This window comes from Glycomyces artemisiae (assembly GCF_003002955.1).
Lineage (GTDB): Bacteria > Actinomycetota > Actinomycetes > Mycobacteriales > Micromonosporaceae > Glycomyces > Glycomyces artemisiae.
The window spans coordinates 1-19,528 of record NZ_PVTJ01000005.1 but is presented as its reverse complement, the minus strand read 5'-3'; the positions used below and the strand labels follow the sequence as shown (position 1 = coordinate 19,528).

The window sequence follows — 19,528 nt, the reverse complement described above, 5'->3', positions numbered from 1 at the left end:
GGCGGGGCGGTTGGTCGCCGCCCCGCTGGAGCTCGCATGTCCCGTCTGGACGTTCCGTGCACGGAGTTTGCAGGGCCGTAACATGTCCGGTTAGTTTCATCCCATGCTCCGAGTGATCGGCGCGGGCCTGCCGCGCACCGGGACGATGACCCTCAAGCACGCGTTGGAGACGCTCCTCGGCGCGCCGTGCCACCACATGTCGGAGGTGTTCGCGCACCTCGACACCCATCCGGCCGGGTTCCTCGCGGCCGCCGGGGGCGGACCCGTCGACTGGGACGGGCTGCTCGCCGGGTACGCGGCGGCCGTCGACTGGCCGGCGTCGGCGTTCTACGCCGAGCTCGCCGAGGCCTACCCGGGCGCGATCGTGGTCCTGTCGCGGCGCGACTCCTTCGACACCTGGTGGCGGAGCTGCAGCGACACCATCTTCAAGGGCATGGACGACGGCGCGGACGAGACCGGGGAGTGGATCGACATGATCGCCGCGGTCTGGGACAAGACGTTCGAGGGCGCGCCGCGCACCGACCGGGACGCGGTCGAGGCGGCGTACCGCCGGTACCACGAGCGGGTCCGGGCGACCGTTCCCGCGGAGCGCCTGGTGGAGTTCACGACCGGCGCGGGCTGGGCGCCGCTGTGCGACGCGCTCGGCCTGCCGGTCCCTTCAGCGCCGTTCCCGCACTTGAACACCACGAAGGAATGGCAGGAGCGCACCGGCGAGGTGCCGCCGGGCGGCGTCGGCGCCGAATAGGTCAGCCGTGGAGCCGCTTGGCGGCCTCGCGGCTCGCCTCCATCGCGAAGCGCGCGTAGTCGGGGCTCGCCCCGGCCATGCCGCACGTGGTGCTCACGCTGACCTGCCGCACCAGCTGCTCGGGCGCGAACCCGAGGCGGCCCCAGAGGGCGTGGATCCGGTCGGCAGCGGCCTTGTCGACACCCGGGCGCGGCTGCCCGAGCGGCGGGACGACGCCCGCGATGAGCCGCCCGCCGCCGTCGAGGTACTCCCCCAGGGCGTCGACGCGCGGCACGTCGTCGAGGTCGAAGGCAGTCAGGTCGATCGAGACCGCTTGCGCGCCGGCTTCTCGGAGCAGCCCCACGGGCGCGTCGGGCGCGCAGCAGTGGACGACGAGCGGCACCCCGACGGCCTCGGCGACCTCGCGGATGCGGTCCCGCGCGACCTCGACCGGCACGCGCCGGTAGAAGTCGAGGCCCGACTCGGTGTTGATGCGGGCGGCCAACGCGGCGGGCAGGCTCGGCTCGTCGAGCTGGATCGACAAGGCGGCCTTGGGCATCCGCGCCTGGGCGGCGGCGACGTACTCGCGCAGGCCCTCGGCGAGGGACGAGGCGAGGTCGGCGACCGCGCCGGGGTCGGCGAGCATCGCGCCGCCGGTGCGGCGCCACAGGTTCGCGGCGAGCGTGAACGGGCCGACGGCGGTGAGGCGCACGGGCCCGGAGGCGTTGGTCTCGTGGAGGGCGTCGAGGTCGCGTTCGAGGAAGTCGGCGGCGCGGCGGGCGTCGACGCCGGGCAGGTCGGCGATCTCCCAGCGGAAGCCCCACCACTGGACGGGGAGCCCGGCGAGGAGGGCCGCGCCGCGGCCGATCATGTCGGCGCCGAGGCCGCGGTTCGGCAGCTCGGGCAAGTGGGGCCATTCGGGGAGCTCCCCGAAGACGATGTTGACGGCCTCGGCGATGTCGGTGCCGGGCAGTGAGCCGACGCCGGTGGCGACCCCGGTGGGGAGCGCGACGGGCAGTTCCTCAGACACCGGCCGCCTCAAGGGATTCTGCTTCGGAGGACGCTGAGGCGTCGATGGTGCCGGACGCGAGCACGGCGTCCCCTTCGGCCGCGTCGGGGTCGTAGACGACGAGGGCCTGCCCGGCGGCGACGCCGAATGCGGGCTTGTGGAGGCGCGCGGTGAGACCGCCGTCCTCGACCGTGACGGTGGCCGGGTAGACCTCGCCGTGGGCGCGGAGCTGGATCTCGGCTTCGAAGGAGCCGGTGCGCTCCGCGGCGAGCCACACGGGAGCGCCGGTGCGGATGCGGTCGACGCGCAGCGCCTCGCGGGGGCCGACTTCGACGCGGTTGTCGACGGGCGTGATGGAGAGGACGTAGCGGGGCCTGCCGTCGGCGGCGGGCCGCTTGAGGCCGAGGCCGTGGCGCTGGCCGACGGTGAACTGGTGGGAGCCGTCGTGGCTGCCGAGGACTTCGCCGGTGGCCTTGTCGACGATGTCGCCGGTGGCGCTGCCGAGCCTGTTCTTGAGGAACCCGGCGGTGTCGCCGTCGGCGATGAAGCAGATGTCGTGGCTGTCGGGCTTGCGGGCGACGGCGAGGCCGCGCTCCTCGGCTTCGGCGCGGACCTGGTCCTTGGGGGTGTCGCCGAGGGGGAACATCGAGTGGTCGAGCTGCGCGGGCGTGAGGACGGCGAGCACGTACGACTGGTCCTTGCCGGGGTCGACGGCGCGGCGCAGGAGCCCGTCGCCGCCCTTGCGGGCGTAGTGGCCGGTGGCGACGGCGTCGAAGCCGAGGGCCATGGCGCGGTCGAGGACGGCGGCGAACTTGATCTTCTCGTTGCAGCGCAGGCACGGGTTGGGGGTGCGCCCGGCCGCGTACTCGCTGTAGAAGTCCTCCACGACGTCCTCGTGGAAGCGCTCGGCCATGTCCCAAACGTAGAAGGGGATGCCGATGACGTCGGCGGCGCGGCGCGCGTCGCGGGAGTCCTCGATGGTGCAGCAGCCGCGGGCCCCGGTCCGGTAGGTCTGGGGGTTCTTGGACAGCGCCAGGTGGACGCCGGTGACGTCGTGCCCGGCCTCGACGGCGCGGGCCGCGGCCACGGCCGAGTCGACTCCGCCGCTCATGGCGGCCAGTACTCGCAGTTTCACGCCTTCCATGCTAACTAGGTCAGCCCGGCGGTCTTGGCGCGCCGGACGGCTTCGGGGAGGGCGGCCACGAGCGCGTCGACGTCGGCCTCCGTGGTGGGCCAGCCGAGCGTGAACCGCAGGGAGGAGCGGGCGTCGTCGGGGTCGGCGCCCATGGCGAGGAGCACGTGGGAGGGCTGGGCGATCCCGGCGGAGCACGCGGAGCCTGTGGCGCATTCGACACCGGCGGCGTCGAGGAGCATGAGGAGCGCGTCGCCTTCGCAGCCGGGGAACGACAGGTGCGCGTTGCCGGGCAGGCGGTTGTCGGGGTCGCCGTTGTAGACGGCGTCGGGGACGGCCCGGCGGATGCGGGCGACGAGGTCGTCGCGCAGCGCGGCGAGCCGGGCGGCCTCGGTCTCGCGGGTGCGCACGGCGTGGTCGACGGCTTCGGCGAGCGCGGCGATCCCGGGCACGTCGAGGGTCCCGGAGCGGATCTCGCGCTCCTGGCCGCCGCCGTGGAGGAGCGGCGTGGCGGTGACGTCGCGGCGCAGCAGGAGCGCGCCGGTGCCGGTCGGGCCGCCGAGCTTGTGCCCGGAGAGGGTGAGGGCGGCGGCGCCGGAGGCGGCGAAGTCGACGGGGACGTGGCCGACGGCCTGGATGGCGTCGGTGTGCACGGGGATGCCGTGGGCCGCGGCGAGGGCGGCGATGTCGGCGACGGGCTGGACGGTGCCGACCTCGTTGTTCGCCCACATGCAGGTGACGACGGTGATCTCGGCGGCGCGCTCGTCGAGGAGCGCGGCGAGGACCGCGGTGTCGATGCGGCCGATCTTGTCGACGGGCAGCTCGGTGACGTCGGCCTTCTCGTGGTCCCCGAGCCAGGCGACCGCGTCGGCGACGGCGTGGTGCTCGATCGCGGTGGTGACGACCCGGTTGCGGCCGTCGGCGCGGCGGGCCCAGTGGATGCCCTTGACGGCGAGGTTGTCGGCCTCCGTGCCGGAGCCGGTGAAGATCACCTCCCCTGGTTTGGCGCCGAGCGCCTCCGCGATGCGTTCGCGGGCCTCTTCGACGGTGCGGCGGGCGGTGCGCCCGGAGCCGTGGAGGGAGGAGGCGTTGCCGAGGGACTGGGCGGTGCGCACGTAGGCGTCGAGCGCTTGGGGGAGCATCGGCGTTGTGGCGGCGTGATCGAGATAGGCCATGGCCTCTCTATGGTACGGCGCGTCGCGGCTCACTCCCTCCGGCAGCGGCGCCGCCCCGGGCGCGTTCCGGTCTGTGAGAACGTGCGCTTCGCGGCCCCGAGATGTCGGCCTCGGACCCGATGGTGGGCCCGCGATAGAATCTGACGAATCCTCCTACCTTTCCGGTATACAGGATTCGCCGCCCCGGACGCGGGTTGTGAAACCACCGAGCAAACCGTGTCGAGAGAAAGTGTGTGCCTATGACGCCAGAGCTCGCCGAAGCGCTCCGCGCGGGGCCCTTCCACACCGCGCTGCGCGTCGCCATCCAGACCAGCGGCCTCGGCCTCGACCGCATCCGGCACCGCCTCTCGATGCGCGGCATCACCGTCTCCACGACCAGCCTCAGCTACTGGCAGTCCGGCCGTTCCCGCCCCGAGCGCGCCGAGTCCCTCGCCGCGGTCACCGCTCTCGAAGACCTCCTGGAGCTCCCCGCCGGGTCCCTCCGCGTCCTCCTGGGCCCCAAGCGCGCCCGCGGCCCCCGCTCGATCCGCGGCCAGCTCCCCCGCCCCGACGCCGTCCTCGGCGGCGACGCGGTCCGCGAGCTGTGCGACCAGGTGCCCGCCTCCCGCGAGCACACCCTCGACATCCTCAGCCAGCAGGTCATCGTCCACGTCGACTCGCAGTGGCAGGAGTCGGTGTTCGAGCTGTCGATGCTGGTGCGCGCGAGGCGCGACGACGTCGACCGGTACATCCTGCTCTACCGCGGCGACACCGGCTGCGACATCGACGACATCGAGTTCAAGCCCGTCCGCGACTGCACGGTCCCGAACGTGCTGCGCCACGACGACGCCCCGGTCGCCTTGGCCGAGATCGTGTTCGACACGCCGCTGCCGAAGGGCGCGACCCACCTGTTCGAGATCGTCGTCCAAGGGAACGGCGGCGTCTCCAGCGGGCACGGCAACGCGTTCCGCTACCCGGTGGACCAGTACTCGCTCCAGGTGCGGTTCGCCTCCGATGCGATCCCGAAGCGCGTGTACCGCTTCGCGCAGTCGAGCCTCCAGCGCGAGAAGCGCGAGACCGGCGACCTCCAGCTGGGCCCGAACCGGACGGTGGCCTTGGCGGAGCCGGTGCCGCGCCCGGGGGCGCTGGGCATCGGCTGGGACATCAGCTGACCGGACTCCGAACCATATATCCTATAGGATATATGATATAGGAAAAGGGCGCCTGCGACTCGAAGCCGAAGGCGCCCTTGGAGTCTGTCTGCTAGTCCTGGTTGCGGAACTTCTGGACGGCCCACCAGGTGCCCGGGAGCAGGAGCGCCGCGAAGACGAGCTTGACGAAGTCGCCCGCGAGGAACGGGATCATGCCGGCGTCGAGGGCCTGCGAGGCGCTCAGGTCGAGCGAGGCGGCGAGGTAGGGGACGCCGAAGGCGTACATGATGACGTTGCCGATGACCATGAGCCCCACGGTCTTCACGATGGTGCGGTCGCCGCCGCGCTTGGCGAGGAAGCCGACCGCGACCGCGGCGGCGAGGAAGCCGATGATGTAGCCGAAGGTCGGCATCGCGAACCCGGAGGTGCCCTCGGTGAACCACGGCACGCCCGCTGCGCCCGCGACGAGGTAGAGGCCGAGCGCGAGGGCCGCGCGCAGCGGGCCGTAGGCCGCGCCGACGAGGAGCACGGTGAACGTGGTGAGCACGAACGGCACCGGGCTGATCTGCGGGATGGTGAAAGCGACCTGCGCGGAGGCGCCGACGGCACCAGCGCCCGCGAGCACCAGCACCCCGTCCCGGACGAGCGCAGCAGCCCGGGTCGAAGCGGGCAGGAGGTCGGCGAGCACGCGGGGAGCGGCGATCGTGGCGGTTGAGGCGACCATTGCGGATTCCTCCAACATCATCTGTAGGTTCTCTATAACGAGGGGCTCGGGGAAGCCTAACCCACGACTGTTACGACCGAGTGACGCCCCTGGCCGACGCCCCACGACCGACCATCGACAGCCATTCGGAGATTGAGAGGTTCGCGGCCATCGACGCAAATCGGGCGCATCGAGTCGCCCCCGGCTTCAACAATGCCCTCCGGGTACGACTGTCGGACCCCGCAGGCACCGTTGAAACTGGGGGCGACTGCGAACACGAGAAGCCCTCGCGCACAACGCGGCCGGCCCGCCCTCTCGGGCGGACCGGCCGCGCCGGTGGTTCGCTACTTCCGCTTCTCGATCTCCTCAAGCGCCTGCGGGAGGACCTGGAAGAGGTCGCCCACGACGCCGAAGTCGGCCATGCCGAAGATCGGGGCGTCCGCGTCCTTGTTGACGGCCACGATCACCCGCGAGGTCTGCATGCCCGCGCGGTGCTGGATCGCGCCGGAGATGCCCGCGGCGAGGTACAGCTGCGGGCTGACGGTCGTCCCGGTCTGGCCGACCTGGAACTTGTGCGGGTAGTACCCGGCGTCGGTGGCCGCGCGCGAAGCGCCGACCGCGCCGCCCAGGGCGTCCGCGACGCGCTCGATGAGCGCGAAGTCCTCGGCCGAGCCCACGCCGCGGCCGCCCGAGACGACCACGCGCGCCTCGGCCAGCGCCGGGCGGTCGCCCGCGGGCTCGTCGACCCGCTGGGCGATCTTGACGCGCTGGTCCGCTTCGGCCACAACGGCGTTGACGGTCTCGACCGCGGGCGAGCCCGGGGCCGGGGTCGGCTCGGTGGAGCCGGACTTGACCGTCGCGAGCGTGAAGCCCTTGGTGGACTTCGACTTCAGGATCGTGGCGCCCGCGAAGGCGTCCTGCGAGGCGGTGCCGTCGGCGTCCAGGCCCGACACGTCGGTCATGAGGCCGTTGTCGAGCGCGACCGCGACCCGGGCCGCGAGGGCCTTGCCCTCGTCGGTGCTCGGGAGCAGGAAGAAGTCCGGGTTCGCATTGCGGGCGAGGTCGGTGAGGACGGTCGCCTTCGGATCGACGAAGTAGTCGTCGGCGCCGGGGGCCTCGACGCGGTAGACCTTCGCGGCGCCGTACTCGCCCGCGAGCGAGGCGGCGGCGTCGTCGAAGGCGATCGCGGAGACGTCGCCGAGGGAGCGCGCGAGGGTGAGGACCTCGGCGGCGTGCTTGCCGGAGTTCGGTACGTACACGAGGATGTCGGTCATGGCGGGCTCCTAGATGAACTTCTCGGCGGCGAGGAATCCGGCGAGGGCGGACCCGCCCTGGCCTTCGTCGGTGACGATCTGGCCCGCGGAGCGCGGCGGGCGCGCGGCGGCCTCGACGACCTCGTTCGACGCGGCGGCCGGACCGGCTGCGGCGACGCCGAGGTCGGCGAGGGTCAGGGTCTCGACCGGCTTGCGCTTGGCGGCCATGATGCCCTTGAGCGACGGGTAGCGCGGGGTGTTGATCGTGTCCCAGACCGAGACGATCGCGGGCAGGGTCGCGGTGAGCACGTCGTACCCGTTGGCGCGCTGGTGCTCCACGGTGATCGAGGACCCGTCGGTGTCGATTTTGCGGGCGCCGGTCAGGGCCGGGGCGCCGGTGCGGGCGGCCAGGAGCTGGGGCATGACGCCCATGTTCGAGTCGGTGGACTCGGCGCCGGCGATGACGAGGTCCCACTCCAGGCGGCCGAGCGCGGCGGCGAGGATCGCGGAGGTGGTGAGGGCGTCGGAGCCGCCGACGGCGTCGTCCTCGACGTGGACGGCCTTGTCGGCGCCCATCGCGAGGACCTTGCGCACGGTCTCGGTGGCCTGGCCCGGCCCGAGGGTGAGGACGGTGACCTCGCCGCCGTGGGCCTCCTTGAGCTGGAGCGCGGCTTCGACGGCGTATTCGTCGAGCTCGCCCATGACGTTGTTGGCGCCGTTGCGGTCCACCCGCAGCTGGGCGTCCAGTTGTCTCGCGAGCCCCGAGTCCGGGACCTGCTTGACCAGAACCACGATGTTCATAGACCAACCTCCGAGGTCGTTCTTGGCGACACAGTAAGGGCCTTGCACCGACCCTGAGCCTAGGGCCGACTATATCCTACGAAGTTACTATCGAGTAACACCACGGAGGGCGCAACACCCCGAGCCGTTGTTGTACGGATGGCGGCAAGCAGGCATGATTGGGGACATGATCCGCGCGTTCGTCTTCCTGTTCTTGGCGCACCTGGCGCTGGTCATCGCCGCGCTCGCCGACTGCCTTGGGGGCGAGCACCATCCCCGGAAGCTCACCCGCGGATGGTGGGTCCTCATCATCCTGCTCGTGCCGGTCGCCGGCGGCATCCTGTGGTTCTCCGTGGGCCGGGCGCGCCCGCCGCGCCCGCAGCCGGGCACGGGCCGCACCGGGAGCGCCGGAGGGCCCAAGCACCCCAACGGGCCGGTGGCCCCCGACGACGACCCCGACTTCCTGCGGGACATCGACCGCCGCCTGCGCGACGAGAACAAGGAGGACTGAGCCCCGGGGCTCAGGGCCCCGGCTCAGGCCGACTTCTCGCGGCGCGGGCGCACCGCCCGCCGCGGCGTGGCCTTCGTGCGCGGCACGAGCGTCGGGTTCACGTTGCGCCGCACCACGTCCGCGGTGATCTCGACCTTCGCGACCTCATCGGCGCGCGAGGGGATCTCGAACATGACGGGCTGGAGGACCTCCTCCATGATGGCCCGCAGGCCCCGCGCGCCGGTGCCGCGCAGCAGCGCGGACTCGACGATCGGCTCCAAGGCGTCGGGGGCGAACTCCAGCTCGACGCCGTCGAGTTCGAGGAGGCGCTGGTACTGCTTGACCAGGGCGTTCCGCGGCTCGGTGAGGATGCGCAGGAGCGCGGCCTTGTCGAGGTGGTCGACGGTGGTGAGGATCGGGAGGCGCCCGACCATCTCGGGGATGAGCCCGTACTTGAGCAGGTCGTCGGGCATGACCTGGGAGACGATCGCGTCGCCCTCGGCGACCTCGGCGTGCAGCGGGGCGGTGAAGCCGACGGTGCGCTTGCCGATGCGGCCCTTGATGATCTCCTCGATCCCGGCGAACGCGCCGCCGCAGATGAAGAGGATGTTCGTGGTGTCGATCTGGATGTGGTCCTGCTGGGGGTGCTTGCGCCCGCCCTGCGGGGGGACCGAGGAGATCGTGCCTTCGAGGATCTTCAGGAGGGCCTGCTGGACGCCCTCGCCGGAGACGTCGCGGGTGATCGACGGATTCTCGGCCTTGCGTCCGGCCTTGTCGATCTCGTCGATGTAGATGATGCCGGTCTCGGCGCGCTTGACGTCGAAGTCGGCGGCCTGGATGAGCTTGAGGAGGATGTTCTCCACGTCGTCGCCCACGTACCCGGCCTCGGTGAGGGCCGTGGCGTCCGCGATGGCGAACGGGACGTCGAGCATCCGGGCGAGGGTCTGCGCGAGGTGGGTCTTGCCGGAGCCGGTGGGGCCGACCATGAGGATGTTCGACTTCTGGAGCTCCACGTGGTCGCCGCCGCGGATCGAGCCGAGCTCGTCGAGCTGCACCCGCTTGTAGTGGTTGTAGACGGCGACCGCGAGCGCGCGCTTGGCGTTGTCCTGGCCGATCACCCACTGGTCGAGGAACTCGACGATCTCCTTGGGCTTCGGCAGGTCCTCCCAGACCACCTCGGCGTCCTCGGCGAACTCCTCTTCGATGATCTCGTTGCACAGGTCGATGCACTCGTCGCAGATGTACACGTTGTTCGGACCCGCGATCAGCTTGCGCACCTGCCGCTGCGACTTCGAGCAGAACGAGCACTTCAAGATCTCGCTGTCACCCAGGCGTGGGGCCATCGCGGTAACTCCCTCCCTCGGCGGCATGCGATCCAGGGCCGCCGAGCGTGCGTGCATTGCTCCGTTGATTCAGGACGAACCGGTGTCTCGATCCAGTATTTCGCATTTGCGGCCACGGCGCCAGGGCAGTCTCAGACCGTGATGGCGGGTCCGGTACCGGGCGGCGGGTGCGCCAGCGCCACGGTATCGCGGACGGGCGGGGCTCGGGGGCGATCGGCGGGAGACGGGGGCTCGGTGCCGCGGGGAGGCGCGGCGGGCCGGGCGGGCCCGCCGCGCGCTTCCTGCGGCTGCGCGTCCTACGCGGCGGCTTCGGCCGGCAGGGCGTTCTTCTTGCGGTAGGTCAGGACGTTGTCGACCAGGCCGTAGGCGACGGCCTCGTCGGCGGTGAAGATCTTGTCGCGCTCGATGTCGCGGCGGACCTTGGTGACGTCCTGTCCGGTGTGGCGGGCGAGGATCTTCTCCAGCTGGTCGCGCATGCGCATGATCTCGCGGGCCTGGATCTCCATGTCGGACGCCTGGCCGAAGGTGCCTTCGGTGGCGGGCTGGTGGATGATCACGCGGGAGTTCGGCAGCGCGGTGCGCTTGCCGGGGGTCCCGGCTGCGAGGAGCACGGCGGCGGCCGAGGCGGCCTGGCCCATGCACACGGTCTGGATGTCCGGGCGCACGTACTGCATGGTGTCGTAGATGGCCATGAGCGCGGTGAGCGAGCCGCCGGGCGAGTTGATGTACATGATGATGTCCCGGTCGGGGTCGTTCCCTTCGAGGACGATCAGCTGGCTCATGATGTCGTTGGCCGAGGTGTCGTCCACGGGGGACCCGAGGAAGATGATCCGGTCCTCGAACATCTTGTTGTACGGGTTCATCTCCTTGATCCCGTACGAGGTCTTCTCGGTGAACGACGGGACGATGTAGCGGGCCCGCGGGTCGAACGCTCCGGACTGGGCGTGGATGTCCATCATCAGGTTCCCCTCCTGGGTGTCTAGTTGGACTCGGCGGGGACTTCGGACACCCGCTGGACGACGTGGTCGATGAAGCCGTAGTCCTTCGCCTCGGCGGCGGTGAACCAGCGGTCGCGGTCGGAGTCGGCCTCGATCTCCTCGACAGTGCGGCCGGTGTGGTGGGCGACGCGCTCCTGGAACATCTGCTTGGTGTAGAGCATCTGCTCGGCGAGGATCGCCACGTCGGAGGCGGTGCCGCCGATGCCGCCGGAGGGCTGGTGCATCATGATGCGCGCGTGCGGGAGCGCGTAGCGCTTGCCCGAGGTCCCGGCGCACAGGAGCAGCTGGCCCATGGAGGCGGCCATGCCCATGGCGATGGTCTGGACGTCGTTCTTGATGAACTGCATGGTGTCGTAGATGGCCATGCCGTCGTAGACCGAGCCGCCGGGCGAGTTGATGTAGAGCTTGATGTCGCGCTCGTCGTCCTCTGCCTCCAGCAGGATGAGCTGGGCGCAGAGCCGGTTGGCGAGCTCGGAGGTGACCTCGGAGCCGAGGAAGATGATGCGCTCCTTGAGCAGGCGGTCGAAGACCATGGCGTCCAGACCGGGCTCGGTCGCGCCCCCGTTGCCCCGGCGGGCGATCGCGTTGACGACGTCCTTCTCCAGCTGCGAGGAGAATGGAATCGAATGCTCCATGTCTTTGCACCTTCATTCTGTCTCGGCGATATGGGCTCAGCGTTGCGGCTGCCAATCCAGACCTTAGCCCGTCGGGGCGACGATCGGACGCGGCTGGGCTCCGTGTTCGCTTCCAGCGGAGCGCGGCGGAGGACCAGTCTGGGGCATCGGCGCGGGCGGCAGTGCGGACCGGGTGTCCGTTGCGGCGGGGGCGCAAACGCGGAGGACCCGGCGCGGGGCCGGGTCCTCCTGATCGCGGCGCTAGGCGGTGACGCGGAGCAGCAGGTTGGGGCTGCCTTGGACGTCGTTGATCGCGCCGGTGGTGGCCGCGCCGGTGAGGGCGGCGGCGACCTGGGCGGGGGTGGCGGTCGGGTGGGCGGAGAGGTAGACGGCGGCGGCCCCGGCGACGTGCGGGGAGGCCATGGAGGTGCCGCTGAGGCTGGACGGGGAGCCGAGGAGGTACGGCGAGGTGATGTCCTGCCCGGGGGCGAAGAGGTCGACGCAGTCGCCGAAGTTGGAGAAGTCGGCGCGGGCGTCGGCGTCGGTGGAGGCGGCGACGGTGATGGCGCCGGGGGTGCGGGCGGGCGAGACGCCGCAGGCGTCGGCGGTCTCGTTGCCTGCGGCGACGGCGTAGGTGACGCCGGATTCGATGGAGGCGGCGACGGCCGCGTCGAGGGCGTCGCTCAGGCCGCCGCCGAGGCTCATGTTGGCGACGGCGGGCTTGACGGCGTTGGCGGTGACCCAGTCGACGCCCTGGATGACGCCCGCGGTGGTGCCGGAGCCGAGGCAGTTGAGGACCTGGACCGGGACGATGGTGACCTCCTTGGCGATGCCGTACTCGGTGCCGCCGACGGTTCCGGCGACGTGGGTGCCGTGGCCGTTGCAGTCGAGGCCCTGGAGGCCGGGGAGGATCGCCGAGTAGCCGGTGCCGGTGCGGCCGGAGAAGTCGGCGGTGGAGGCCCAGATGCCGGTGTCGATGATGTAGGCGTGCACGCCTTCCCCGGCGTTCGGGTAGGTGTAGGACGCGTCGAGCGGGAGGACGGCCTGGTCGACGCGGTCGAGGCCCCAGGAGGGCGGGTCCGCTTGGGTCGCTTGGATCTCGATGGTGCGGTTCTGCTCGACGTAGGCGACGTCGGGGTCGGCGGCGAGCCGTTCGGCCTCGCGCTCGGTCATGGTGGCGAGGACGGCGTCCACGGAGTCGAAGGCGGTCTCGACGTCGCCGCCGAAGTCGTCGACGACCGCGGCCGAGGCGCCGTCCTCGAAGGCGACGATGTAGGAGCCGGGGACGGCGTCGGGGCTGTCGGCGCCGAGGATCTCGGCGGCCTGGGCGGAGGCGGGGCCCGCGGCGAACGCGGTGGCGCCGAGGGCGGCGGCCGCTGCCGTGACGAGGAGTCGGCGGGCGGGGGAATGCATCGCCATGAAAGGTCACCCTTCAGGAGAAAACGGGCTATGGCATCTGTCACAAGGTACCAAAATATTGATAGATTTGGTTACCTCGTAGTAACAGATTCCCGACAAACCCTCATACGTCCCCAATGGAGTCAATTGTGTCCGGTTCCCCTACCGCCCGTTTGCGTCTGCTCGGCATCCTGTTCTGGCTGGCCGGCGGCGCCGTCCTCACCCTCGGCTGGATGGGCATGGCCGAGCTGGCCTACGTCGACGGCCAGATGCCCTTCCTCGTCTCCGGCGGCGCCGCGGGCCTCGCGCTGGTGCTCATCGGCTCGACCCTCGTCGTCATGTCAGCTCTCTTCGACGCCGCCGAGCGCACCGCCCAGCGCACGGCCGAGCTCCTGAAGCAGGCGGCCGACGAGGCCGTGGAGGCCGCCGCCGCAGCCGAGCGGGCCGCGAAGGCCGAAGCCCCGGCCGAGCTCGCGAAGACCGAGGAGAAGGCGGCCGCCGCGAAGGCCGACTGACACCAGGGCTTTCAATCGCGTTCCCAAGCGCCGCAAGCGCGCTCGCAGGCCCCGGAAGTGCGCGTCCGGGGCCTGCAAAAGCACTGGTGGGAACCTACTGTCGCGCGCTAGTCGAAAGTCTGGTAGTTTCGGGCAAGCGCTTCACCGAGTGACCTGTGGCACTCGCATCCCCTTCCCGAAAAGAGAGCTCAATGAAGAGAAGACTGGTTCTCAGCGCCGGCACCGCCGGTGCGGCGGCCCTCCCCCTCAGCGCCTGCGGGTTCATCGGCGGCGGCGGCGACGAAGGCTCGGCCGACACCATCAAGTTCTGGCTGTCGGGCGACGCCAACCAGGGCGGCGGCTTCCAGAAGATGGCCGACAAGTACTTCGAGGAGACCGGTGTCACCGTCGACATCGACGACGTCCCGTACGACGACTTCGGCACCAAGCTCCGCAACGCCGCCCAGGCCGACGGACTGCCCGACCTCGCCCGCGTCACCGCGATCGACCCGATCTGGATGAATCAGCTCGAAGACCTCTCCGACCTCGCCGCCGAGCGCGGCGTCATGGAGAACCTGGTCACCGAGAACGAGGACGGCGCCGTCCCGACCTTCCTCACCGACCTCACCGCCGTGGGCCTCTACGTCAACAAGAGCCTCTTCGACCAGGCCGGCGTCACGTACCCGACCACGGCGGACCAGATCTGGACCTGGGATGAGTTCATCTCCGCGGTCAAGGAGGTCAAAGCCGCGACTGGAGCGCGCTACGGGCTCGTCATGGACCCGTCCTCGCACCGCCTGCGCTCGATGATGTACCAGTTCGGGTCCGACGGGTTCACCCTCGGCGACGACTGCACGTACTCGACGAAGGAGGCCGAGACGACCGCGGCGCTCCAGTTCTTCGCCGACATCAACGACGACGACGTCATGCCCCGCTCCGTGTGGGTCTCCGGCGACGACGCGAACGCCCTGTTCAAGTCCGGCCAGGTCGCGGCCTACTACTCGGGTTCGTGGCAGGTCGCCGACTTCCAGGCGAACATCGCCGACTTCGAGTGGGCCTCGGCCCTCATGCCCGCCCAGACCCGCCGCGCCACCAACCTCGGCGGCGGCTACATCGTGGTCTACAGCGGCGAGAAGTCCAAGGCCGCGCTCGACTTCCTGAACTGGCTGTTCAGCGCCGAGAACTACACCGAGATCTCGGAGATCTCCGGGTTCCTCCCGGTCATCCAGGGCCTCGACATCGACTACGGCGACTCCCAGGCGAGCTTCGACCTGTACAACGAGGAGATCGCGGCCTCCGACCCGGTCTCCTCCGCGCAGGAGAGCAGCGCCCTCCAGATGACCTACAGGGGCCAGACCTCCGGGTCCGACGCCGACCCGCTCAAGGACGAGGCCGTGAAGCTCGCCAACGGGGAGCAGGACGTCGCCACCACCATCGCGAACATCATCGCTTCGCTCAACGAGAACATCATCTGCGAGTAGACCTTGACGGCCACCGCCATCGACACCGAAGCCCCGGCCGGGCCGCTCGCGCGGCCCGGCAAGGGCCGGCGCCCCAAGTACCGGCTCGCGCCGATCGGGCTCGCCGGACTCAGCATCGTCCTGTTCGCCGTGTTCTTCGTCTGGCCCGGCAGCCTGGGCCTGATCTACTCGTTCACCGACTACACCGGCATCGGCGACTACGACTTCATCGGCCTCGCCAACTACGAGAAGCTGTTCGGCGACCCGACGTTCTACCAGGCGCTCACCCGAAGCCTCCTGTTCGCGGTCCTCAGCGTCCCGCTCATGTACGTCATGTCGCTGACCGTGGCCTCGCTCCTGGTCTCCGACTACGCCAAGGGCCGCGCCGCCGCGAAGGTCGTGTTCTTCTTCCCGTGGCTCATCTCCCCCATCGTCGCCGGGGTGATCTGGCGGTGGATGTTCGGCGAGAGCTTCGGCTTCGTCAACTACGTCGTCTCCGAGCTCGGCGGGAACCCGCTCGCGTGGCAGACCGACCCGGACCTGGCGCTCATGGTCGTGGTCATGGCCGCCACCTGGGGCGGCACCGCGTTCAACATGCTCATCTTCATCGCCGCGCTCAAGAACGTGCCGCGCGCCTACTACGAGGCCGCCGAGATCGACGGCGCGAACGCCTGGCAGCGGTTCCGCCACATCACGCTCCCGTCGATCGCGCCCACTTCGTTCCTCGTGGTGCTGCTGTCCTCGCTGGGCGCCATGAAGGAGTTCGCGATGGTCCAGGCGCTCAACGGCGGCGGGCCCGGCACCTCCAACGTGTTCCTCATCCAGTACATCTACGAGACCGGCTTCAAACGCGCCGACATCGGCTACGCCAGCGCGGTGTCGATGATCCTGCTGCTCATCCTCCTGTCCATCGCGCTGCTCCAGATGTGGGTCAACCGGAGGCGAGGCGCATGAGCACCCTGACGACCACCGCGGGCGAACCGCGCACCCGCAAGGCCCGCAAGGCGAAGGAGCTCGGCTCCGCGATCCCCATGACCGCGTTCCTGTGGCTGCTCGCCGCCGTGTACGCGTTCCCGCTGCTCTGGTTCCTCTTGAGCGCCTTCAAACCCGGCTCGGAGCTGTTCCAGTACCCGCTGTCGTTCCTGCCCGAGGACCCGACGGTCGCCGGGTTCGAGAAGGCGTGGGACCGGTTCGACTTCATGCTGTACTTCTCGAACACGCTCGCGGTGGCGCTCACGACCACGGTGCTGACGGTGATGGCGAGCGCCATGACCGGGTACGCGCTCGCGAAGTACCGGGAGCAGCGGTGGGTGCGGATCTTCTTCGTCTGCCTCCTGGCGACGACGATGCTCCCGACCGAGGTGATCATGTCGCCGACGTTCCTGGTGATCCGGGACCTCGGCATGTACGACTCGTTCGCGGGGCTCGTGGTGCCCTCGATCCTCACGGTCACGGGCGTGTTCATGTTCCGGCAGTTCTTCCTGTCGGTGCCCGACGACATCGTGGAGGCCGCGCGCATCGACGGCGCCCGCGAGGCGGGGATCTTCTTCCGGATCATGCTGCCGATGTCGCGGCCCATCATCATGACGCTGGCGATCTTCTCGTTCCAGTGGCGCTGGAACGACTACGTGTGGCCGCTGATCGTGGTCGGCGACGAGCGGAAGTTCACGCTCCAGATCGCGCTGCGCAGCATCGTGGGCGCCGAGAACATCGACTGGCCGCTGCTGCTGGCCGCGTCGGTGATGTCGATCCTGCCGCTCGTGCTCATCTTCATCGTGTTCCAGAAGTACGTCATGAACGAGGACATCAATGCGGGACTCAAGGACTGAGTTCGCCGGCGCCGCGACCGCCGCAGCGGATGCGCGGGCGCGGGAGGTGCTCGGCGGGGTGGACGCCCTGCTGGGGTCCGACCCGCACCACCGGGCGGTCATGGGCGCCGCGAAGGCGCTGGTGGCGTGCGCGGTGAACCCGGCGTCGGCGTTCTTCGCGTCGGCGGAGGCCGAGGGCGCGGCGCAGCGGCTCGTGGAATTCCTGGCCGGGATGCAGGCCGGCAACGGGCTGTTCGACGGCGAGAACTTCGCCTCGCCCCCCGACACGGCCTTCACCGTCAACGACCTGTGCGACACCTACGCGCTCTTGGAAATCGCCCCGGAGGGGTTCGCGGCCCTCGGGGACTCGCTGGCCGCGGTCGCGGCCCGCGCCGCGGAGCCGCTGCGGCTCGGCGGGGTGCACACCCCGAACCACCGGTGGGAGCTGTCGTCGGCGCTCGCGAAGCTCCACCGGCACTGGCCCGACGAGCGGCTGGTGGCGCGCGTCGACGAGTGGCTGGCCGAGGGCGTCGACATCGACGCCGACGGCTGGTATTCGGAGCGGAGCCCGAACTACGCGCTGTGGGTGTCGAACCCGGCGCTCGTCGCCATCGGCGAGCACCTCGGCCGCCCCGCGCTCCTCGACCTGGTCGAGCGCAGCCTGGAGGCCGTCGCGGCCGCGACCCTGCCCGACGGCACCGTGGAGACGGTCCACTCGCGGCGGCAGGACCAGAGGGGGACGATCGCGTTGGCGCCGTTCCTGATGCAGTTCCGGCGGTTCGCGATCCGGCGCGGGCGCGGCGACTTCGCGGCCGTCGCGGCGGGCATCGAGGGGATCGCCGACCCGGCGAGCGCCCTGACGGAAATCCTCCTCGAACCGGACCTGGCCGGGGAGCTTCCCGAGCCCGAGGCCCGCAAGGCGGGCACGGCGGTGTTCGCGGGGTCGGGCCTGGCCGTGTCGCGGGACGGGGACTTCGCCGCGACCGTGTACGGCGGCTCGGACTACGCGGCGCACGGCCGCATCCGGTCCGGGCTCGCGACGAACCCGACGTTCCTGCGGCTCTTCGCAGGCGACGCGGTCCTGGACTCGGTGCGGCTCTCCAGGGACTTCTTCGGGCTCGGGCCGTTCCGGGCCGACGGGCTCGACGCCGACGGCAGCACGTTCCTGCTGCGCGAGCGGGCGAGCGCGGCCTACTACGGGCCGCTTCCGGCCGGGTTCCGGCGCGGGGACGCGGTCTACGACCTGGCCGACGAGGGCCGGTTCTCCGCGGCGATGGACTTCGCGCACCGGCCCGCCGAGCCGGTCGCGCTGGAGACGAGCGTCCAGATCACCGTGGGCGAACGCGAAGTGGCGGTGCAGATCGCGGCCGATCCGGGCCGGGTGCGCCAGGTCCTCGAACTGGCCTTCCGCGACGGCGGCGAACTCGAAGGCGTCCGGCCCGTCGACGGCGGCTTCGAGCCCGAAGGCACGACGGCGGTCTACCGCAAGGGCGGCGACAGGATCACGGTCGAGGTCGACGCCAGAGGCGCGTTCACCCGCGGCTACCACCCGGGCGAGGACTACACGCACCTCGGCGGCACCGATGCGGCCCACGGAATCCGGCTGTACGTGCCGCTTCCCGCGACGGGCCGCTGCACGCTGGTCCTCCGCGCGTCCTGAATGGTCGACCCGATCGAGCGGACCGGCGACGGCGGGCGCTGGCGAGCCTCGTCCCGCTGGGAGAGCCGAGGTGCTAGGGAAGCCGCAGGTAGACCCGCACGGTGGTGCCTGCGGGACCGGTGTGCATGCGGAGCAGGTCGACAACATGGTTGACCAGCAGCAGGCCGCCGCCCTGGGCGTCGTCGACCGGGCGGCGGCCTGCGAGCGGGTCGGTGATGTGCCCGGCGTCGCTGACCTCGCATACGAGGAGGTCGCCGTCCGTCCAGATCCGCAGCAGTGCCGTGCCGCCGCCGTAGCCGATGCTGTTGGTGATCAGTTCGGTGACGGCGATTTCGAGATCGACGAGGCGGTGGGCGGACAGTCCCGCGTTGCGGCCGTACGCGGTGGTGAACCATCGGGCGTTGTCCACCGAGTAGCGGTCGACGCCGCGTTCCACGGCTGAGCGCGGCGCGGCCGGCAGCGGCTCGTTGTAGCCGTCGATGACGCGGCCGGGGTCGTAGTCGGCGCTCTTGCGGGTCCCCTTGGCGTCCATGAGGACCGGGTGGGTGGCGAGGGAGTCGGCGATCGCGCGCTCGTCGAGGCCGTCGAGGTCGTAGGGGCACAGGATGGCGGCGTCGCGGCCGGCGAAGGCGAGGTTGATGAGCGCCTCGTGCTGGGCGCACGCGGGGTACTCGATGTCGGTGCGCCAGGGCCAGATCGGCTCGCCGATGATGCTGACTCGCCGGCCCGGGTGGCGGTCGGCGAACTCGCGGAGCACGCCGGGGATGATGCGCCCGGGATTGGCGCCCTCCTCGGTCATGTCGAGCAGCAGGACGTGCTCGCTCGCCGCGCCGAGCGCGTCGCGGATGAGTTCGAGGTTGGGGCCGGGAACGGAGACCGCGGCGGGCTCGCCTGCGCTGAGCGCGGATTCGATGAACGGAATGGTGCCGGCGAGGTACTCGGCGGGCCCGGAATAGTAGAACGCTGGGTGGTGGAACGGTTCCTCAGCAGCACGGTCTGCCCCTGTGGTCATTTCCGCCCTCCTTCGAATCCAATAGTGCCACAGGGCGCATGCAGTCGATCACTGTCGTGCCTCTCGAACATTGACATGTGATGCGCACCACAAACGAGTTTATTCAATAGGTTACCGCCCGGTAGGTGACATTGCCGTGAGCGGCACTTATTATGAGGAGAATGACGCCCGGAGGGCACCCCGGCAACTCTGGAGCACAGGAGCAAATAGACGGACACGCACGGCGTCTGCGCCCCGCCCACAAGCGATACGGGAGGACGACGAAAATGACCGACACACGACAGGAACAGCGCAGGACCAAATCCGGCGAGTACGCCCACCTGGAGCCGCTGTTCACCGAACTGG

The 19,528-nt window shown here is 70.5% G+C and carries 19 protein-coding genes; 8 read left to right on the top strand and 11 right to left on the bottom strand.

Annotated elements, in window-relative coordinates:
• Positions 1-103 precede the first annotated feature (103 nt).
• A complete protein-coding gene (locus B0I28_RS13645; protein WP_106364399.1) occupies positions 104-745 on the top strand; it encodes a sulfotransferase family protein in 642 nt (213 codons plus the stop codon).
• 1 nt (position 746) lies between these two features.
• Here B0I28_RS13645 and B0I28_RS13640 read toward each other — a convergent pair whose 3' ends face one another.
• From B0I28_RS13640 to B0I28_RS13630, 3 genes are read right to left on the bottom strand one after another with little or no spacing between them, the layout of a single operon-like run.
• A complete protein-coding gene (locus B0I28_RS13640; protein ID WP_219926754.1) occupies positions 747-1,754 on the bottom strand; it encodes a uroporphyrinogen decarboxylase family protein in 1,008 nt (335 codons plus the stop codon).
• Complete coding sequence (mnmA, locus tag B0I28_RS13635; RefSeq protein ID WP_106364769.1) at positions 1,747-2,862, bottom strand: tRNA 2-thiouridine(34) synthase MnmA; 1,116 nt, start codon at positions 2,860-2,862, stop codon at positions 1,747-1,749. Before mnmA ends, B0I28_RS13640 begins: the two co-directional genes overlap by 8 nt.
• 20 nt (positions 2,863-2,882) lie before the next feature.
• Positions 2,883-4,040 carry a cysteine desulfurase family protein gene (locus B0I28_RS13630; protein WP_106364398.1) on the bottom strand — a complete coding sequence of 386 codons (1,158 nt, stop codon included), beginning with the start codon at positions 4,038-4,040 and terminating at the stop codon, positions 2,883-2,885.
• A gap of 239 nt (positions 4,041-4,279) precedes the next feature.
• On the opposite strand from B0I28_RS13630, the gene B0I28_RS13625 reads away from it, so the two are divergent.
• Positions 4,280-5,191, top strand: coding sequence for a hypothetical protein (locus B0I28_RS13625; protein WP_106364397.1), 912 nt, complete (start codon positions 4,280-4,282; stop codon positions 5,189-5,191).
• Positions 5,192-5,282: 91 nt separating this feature from the next.
• Here the strand turns inward: B0I28_RS13625 and B0I28_RS13620 are convergent, their stop codons facing one another.
• The 3 genes from B0I28_RS13620 to B0I28_RS13610 form a co-directional block, all read right to left on the bottom strand.
• Positions 5,283-5,894 (bottom strand): biotin transporter BioY, encoded by a 612-nt coding sequence (locus tag B0I28_RS13620; protein WP_106364396.1) that lies wholly within the window; start codon positions 5,892-5,894, stop codon positions 5,283-5,285.
• A 323-nt stretch (positions 5,895-6,217) separates the two neighbouring features.
• Complete coding sequence (locus tag B0I28_RS13615) at positions 6,218-7,147, bottom strand: electron transfer flavoprotein subunit alpha/FixB family protein (RefSeq protein ID WP_106364395.1); 930 nt, start codon at positions 7,145-7,147, stop codon at positions 6,218-6,220.
• 9 nt (positions 7,148-7,156) lie between these two features.
• Positions 7,157-7,927 (bottom strand): electron transfer flavoprotein subunit beta/FixA family protein, encoded by a 771-nt coding sequence (locus tag B0I28_RS13610; RefSeq protein WP_106364394.1) that lies wholly within the window; start codon positions 7,925-7,927, stop codon positions 7,157-7,159.
• A gap of 166 nt (positions 7,928-8,093) precedes the next feature.
• Here B0I28_RS13610 and B0I28_RS13605 point away from each other — a divergent pair, with 166 nt between their 5' ends.
• Entirely contained in the window at positions 8,094-8,417 is a 324-nt protein-coding gene (locus B0I28_RS13605) for a PLD nuclease N-terminal domain-containing protein (RefSeq protein WP_181245780.1), read from the top strand.
• A 23-nt stretch (positions 8,418-8,440) separates the two neighbouring features.
• Here the strand turns inward: B0I28_RS13605 and clpX are convergent, their stop codons facing one another.
• The 4 genes from clpX to B0I28_RS13585 all read right to left on the bottom strand — a co-directional run bounded on the left by clpX (position 8,441) and on the right by B0I28_RS13585 (position 12,770).
• On the bottom strand, positions 8,441-9,739 hold the full coding sequence (gene clpX, locus B0I28_RS13600) for an ATP-dependent Clp protease ATP-binding subunit ClpX (protein WP_106364392.1): 1,299 nt from the start codon (positions 9,737-9,739) through the stop codon (positions 8,441-8,443).
• 296 nt (positions 9,740-10,035) lie between these two features.
• Entirely contained in the window at positions 10,036-10,698 is a 663-nt protein-coding gene (locus B0I28_RS13595) for an ATP-dependent Clp protease proteolytic subunit (RefSeq protein ID WP_106364391.1), read from the bottom strand.
• Positions 10,699-10,718: 20 nt separating this feature from the next.
• Positions 10,719-11,372, bottom strand: coding sequence for an ATP-dependent Clp protease proteolytic subunit (locus B0I28_RS13590; protein WP_425433442.1), 654 nt, complete (start codon positions 11,370-11,372; stop codon positions 10,719-10,721).
• Positions 11,373-11,612: 240 nt separating this feature from the next.
• Positions 11,613-12,770 (bottom strand): S8 family peptidase, encoded by a 1,158-nt coding sequence (locus tag B0I28_RS13585; RefSeq protein ID WP_106364390.1) that lies wholly within the window; start codon positions 12,768-12,770, stop codon positions 11,613-11,615.
• 128 nt (positions 12,771-12,898) lie between these two features.
• On the opposite strand from B0I28_RS13585, the gene B0I28_RS13580 reads away from it, so the two are divergent.
• From B0I28_RS13580 to B0I28_RS13560, 5 genes are all read left to right on the top strand, one after another.
• Positions 12,899-13,264, top strand: a complete 366-nt coding sequence (locus tag B0I28_RS13580) for a hypothetical protein (protein ID WP_146148091.1) — start codon at positions 12,899-12,901, stop codon at positions 13,262-13,264.
• A gap of 191 nt (positions 13,265-13,455) precedes the next feature.
• Complete coding sequence (locus B0I28_RS13575) at positions 13,456-14,724, top strand: ABC transporter substrate-binding protein (protein WP_106364388.1); 1,269 nt, start codon at positions 13,456-13,458, stop codon at positions 14,722-14,724.
• An 18-nt stretch (positions 14,725-14,742) separates the two neighbouring features.
• On the top strand, positions 14,743-15,657 hold the full coding sequence (locus tag B0I28_RS13570; protein WP_106364767.1) for an ABC transporter permease subunit: 915 nt from the start codon (positions 14,743-14,745) through the stop codon (positions 15,655-15,657).
• A 77-nt stretch (positions 15,658-15,734) separates the two neighbouring features.
• Entirely contained in the window at positions 15,735-16,532 is a 798-nt protein-coding gene (locus B0I28_RS13565) for a carbohydrate ABC transporter permease (protein ID WP_342761222.1), read from the top strand.
• Entirely contained in the window at positions 16,513-18,171 is a 1,659-nt protein-coding gene (locus B0I28_RS13560) for a hypothetical protein (protein WP_106364386.1), read from the top strand. The genes B0I28_RS13565 and B0I28_RS13560 overlap by 20 nt, the downstream gene beginning before the upstream one ends.
• Before the next feature lie 73 nt (positions 18,172-18,244).
• On the opposite strand, the gene B0I28_RS13555 is transcribed toward B0I28_RS13560, so the two are convergent.
• Positions 18,245-19,183 (bottom strand): sensor histidine kinase, encoded by a 939-nt coding sequence (locus B0I28_RS13555; protein ID WP_106364385.1) that lies wholly within the window; start codon positions 19,181-19,183, stop codon positions 18,245-18,247.
• Between the last annotated feature and the right edge of the window lie 345 nt (positions 19,184-19,528).

What these genes read in the sequence shown, in the direction of transcription:
- B0I28_RS13645 (WP_106364399.1), top strand. Translation starts at nt 104, where the DNA reads ATGCTCCGAGTGATCGGCGCGGGCCTGCCGCGCACCGGGACGATGACC.
- B0I28_RS13630 (WP_106364398.1), bottom strand. Translation starts at nt 4,040, where the DNA reads ATGGCCTATCTCGATCACGCCGCCACAACGCCGATGCTCCCCCAAGCG.
- B0I28_RS13625 (WP_106364397.1), top strand. Translation starts at nt 4,280, where the DNA reads ATGACGCCAGAGCTCGCCGAAGCGCTCCGCGCGGGGCCCTTCCACACC.
- B0I28_RS13620 (WP_106364396.1), bottom strand. Translation starts at nt 5,894, where the DNA reads ATGGTCGCCTCAACCGCCACGATCGCCGCTCCCCGCGTGCTCGCCGAC.
- B0I28_RS13615 (WP_106364395.1), bottom strand. Translation starts at nt 7,147, where the DNA reads ATGACCGACATCCTCGTGTACGTACCGAACTCCGGCAAGCACGCCGCC.
- B0I28_RS13610 (WP_106364394.1), bottom strand. Translation starts at nt 7,927, where the DNA reads ATGAACATCGTGGTTCTGGTCAAGCAGGTCCCGGACTCGGGGCTCGCG.
- B0I28_RS13605 (WP_181245780.1), top strand. Translation starts at nt 8,094, where the DNA reads ATGATCCGCGCGTTCGTCTTCCTGTTCTTGGCGCACCTGGCGCTGGTC.
- clpX (WP_106364392.1), bottom strand. Translation starts at nt 9,739, where the DNA reads ATGGCCCCACGCCTGGGTGACAGCGAGATCTTGAAGTGCTCGTTCTGC.
- B0I28_RS13595 (WP_106364391.1), bottom strand. Translation starts at nt 10,698, where the DNA reads ATGATGGACATCCACGCCCAGTCCGGAGCGTTCGACCCGCGGGCCCGC.
- B0I28_RS13590 (WP_425433442.1), bottom strand. Translation starts at nt 11,372, where the DNA reads ATGGAGCATTCGATTCCATTCTCCTCGCAGCTGGAGAAGGACGTCGTC.
- B0I28_RS13585 (WP_106364390.1), bottom strand. Translation starts at nt 12,770, where the DNA reads ATGGCGATGCATTCCCCCGCCCGCCGACTCCTCGTCACGGCAGCGGCC.
- B0I28_RS13575 (WP_106364388.1), top strand. Translation starts at nt 13,456, where the DNA reads ATGAAGAGAAGACTGGTTCTCAGCGCCGGCACCGCCGGTGCGGCGGCC.
- B0I28_RS13565 (WP_342761222.1), top strand. Translation starts at nt 15,735, where the DNA reads ATGACCGCGTTCCTGTGGCTGCTCGCCGCCGTGTACGCGTTCCCGCTG.
- B0I28_RS13560 (WP_106364386.1), top strand. Translation starts at nt 16,513, where the DNA reads ATGCGGGACTCAAGGACTGAGTTCGCCGGCGCCGCGACCGCCGCAGCG.
- B0I28_RS13555 (WP_106364385.1), bottom strand. Translation starts at nt 19,183, where the DNA reads ATGACCACAGGGGCAGACCGTGCTGCTGAGGAACCGTTCCACCACCCA.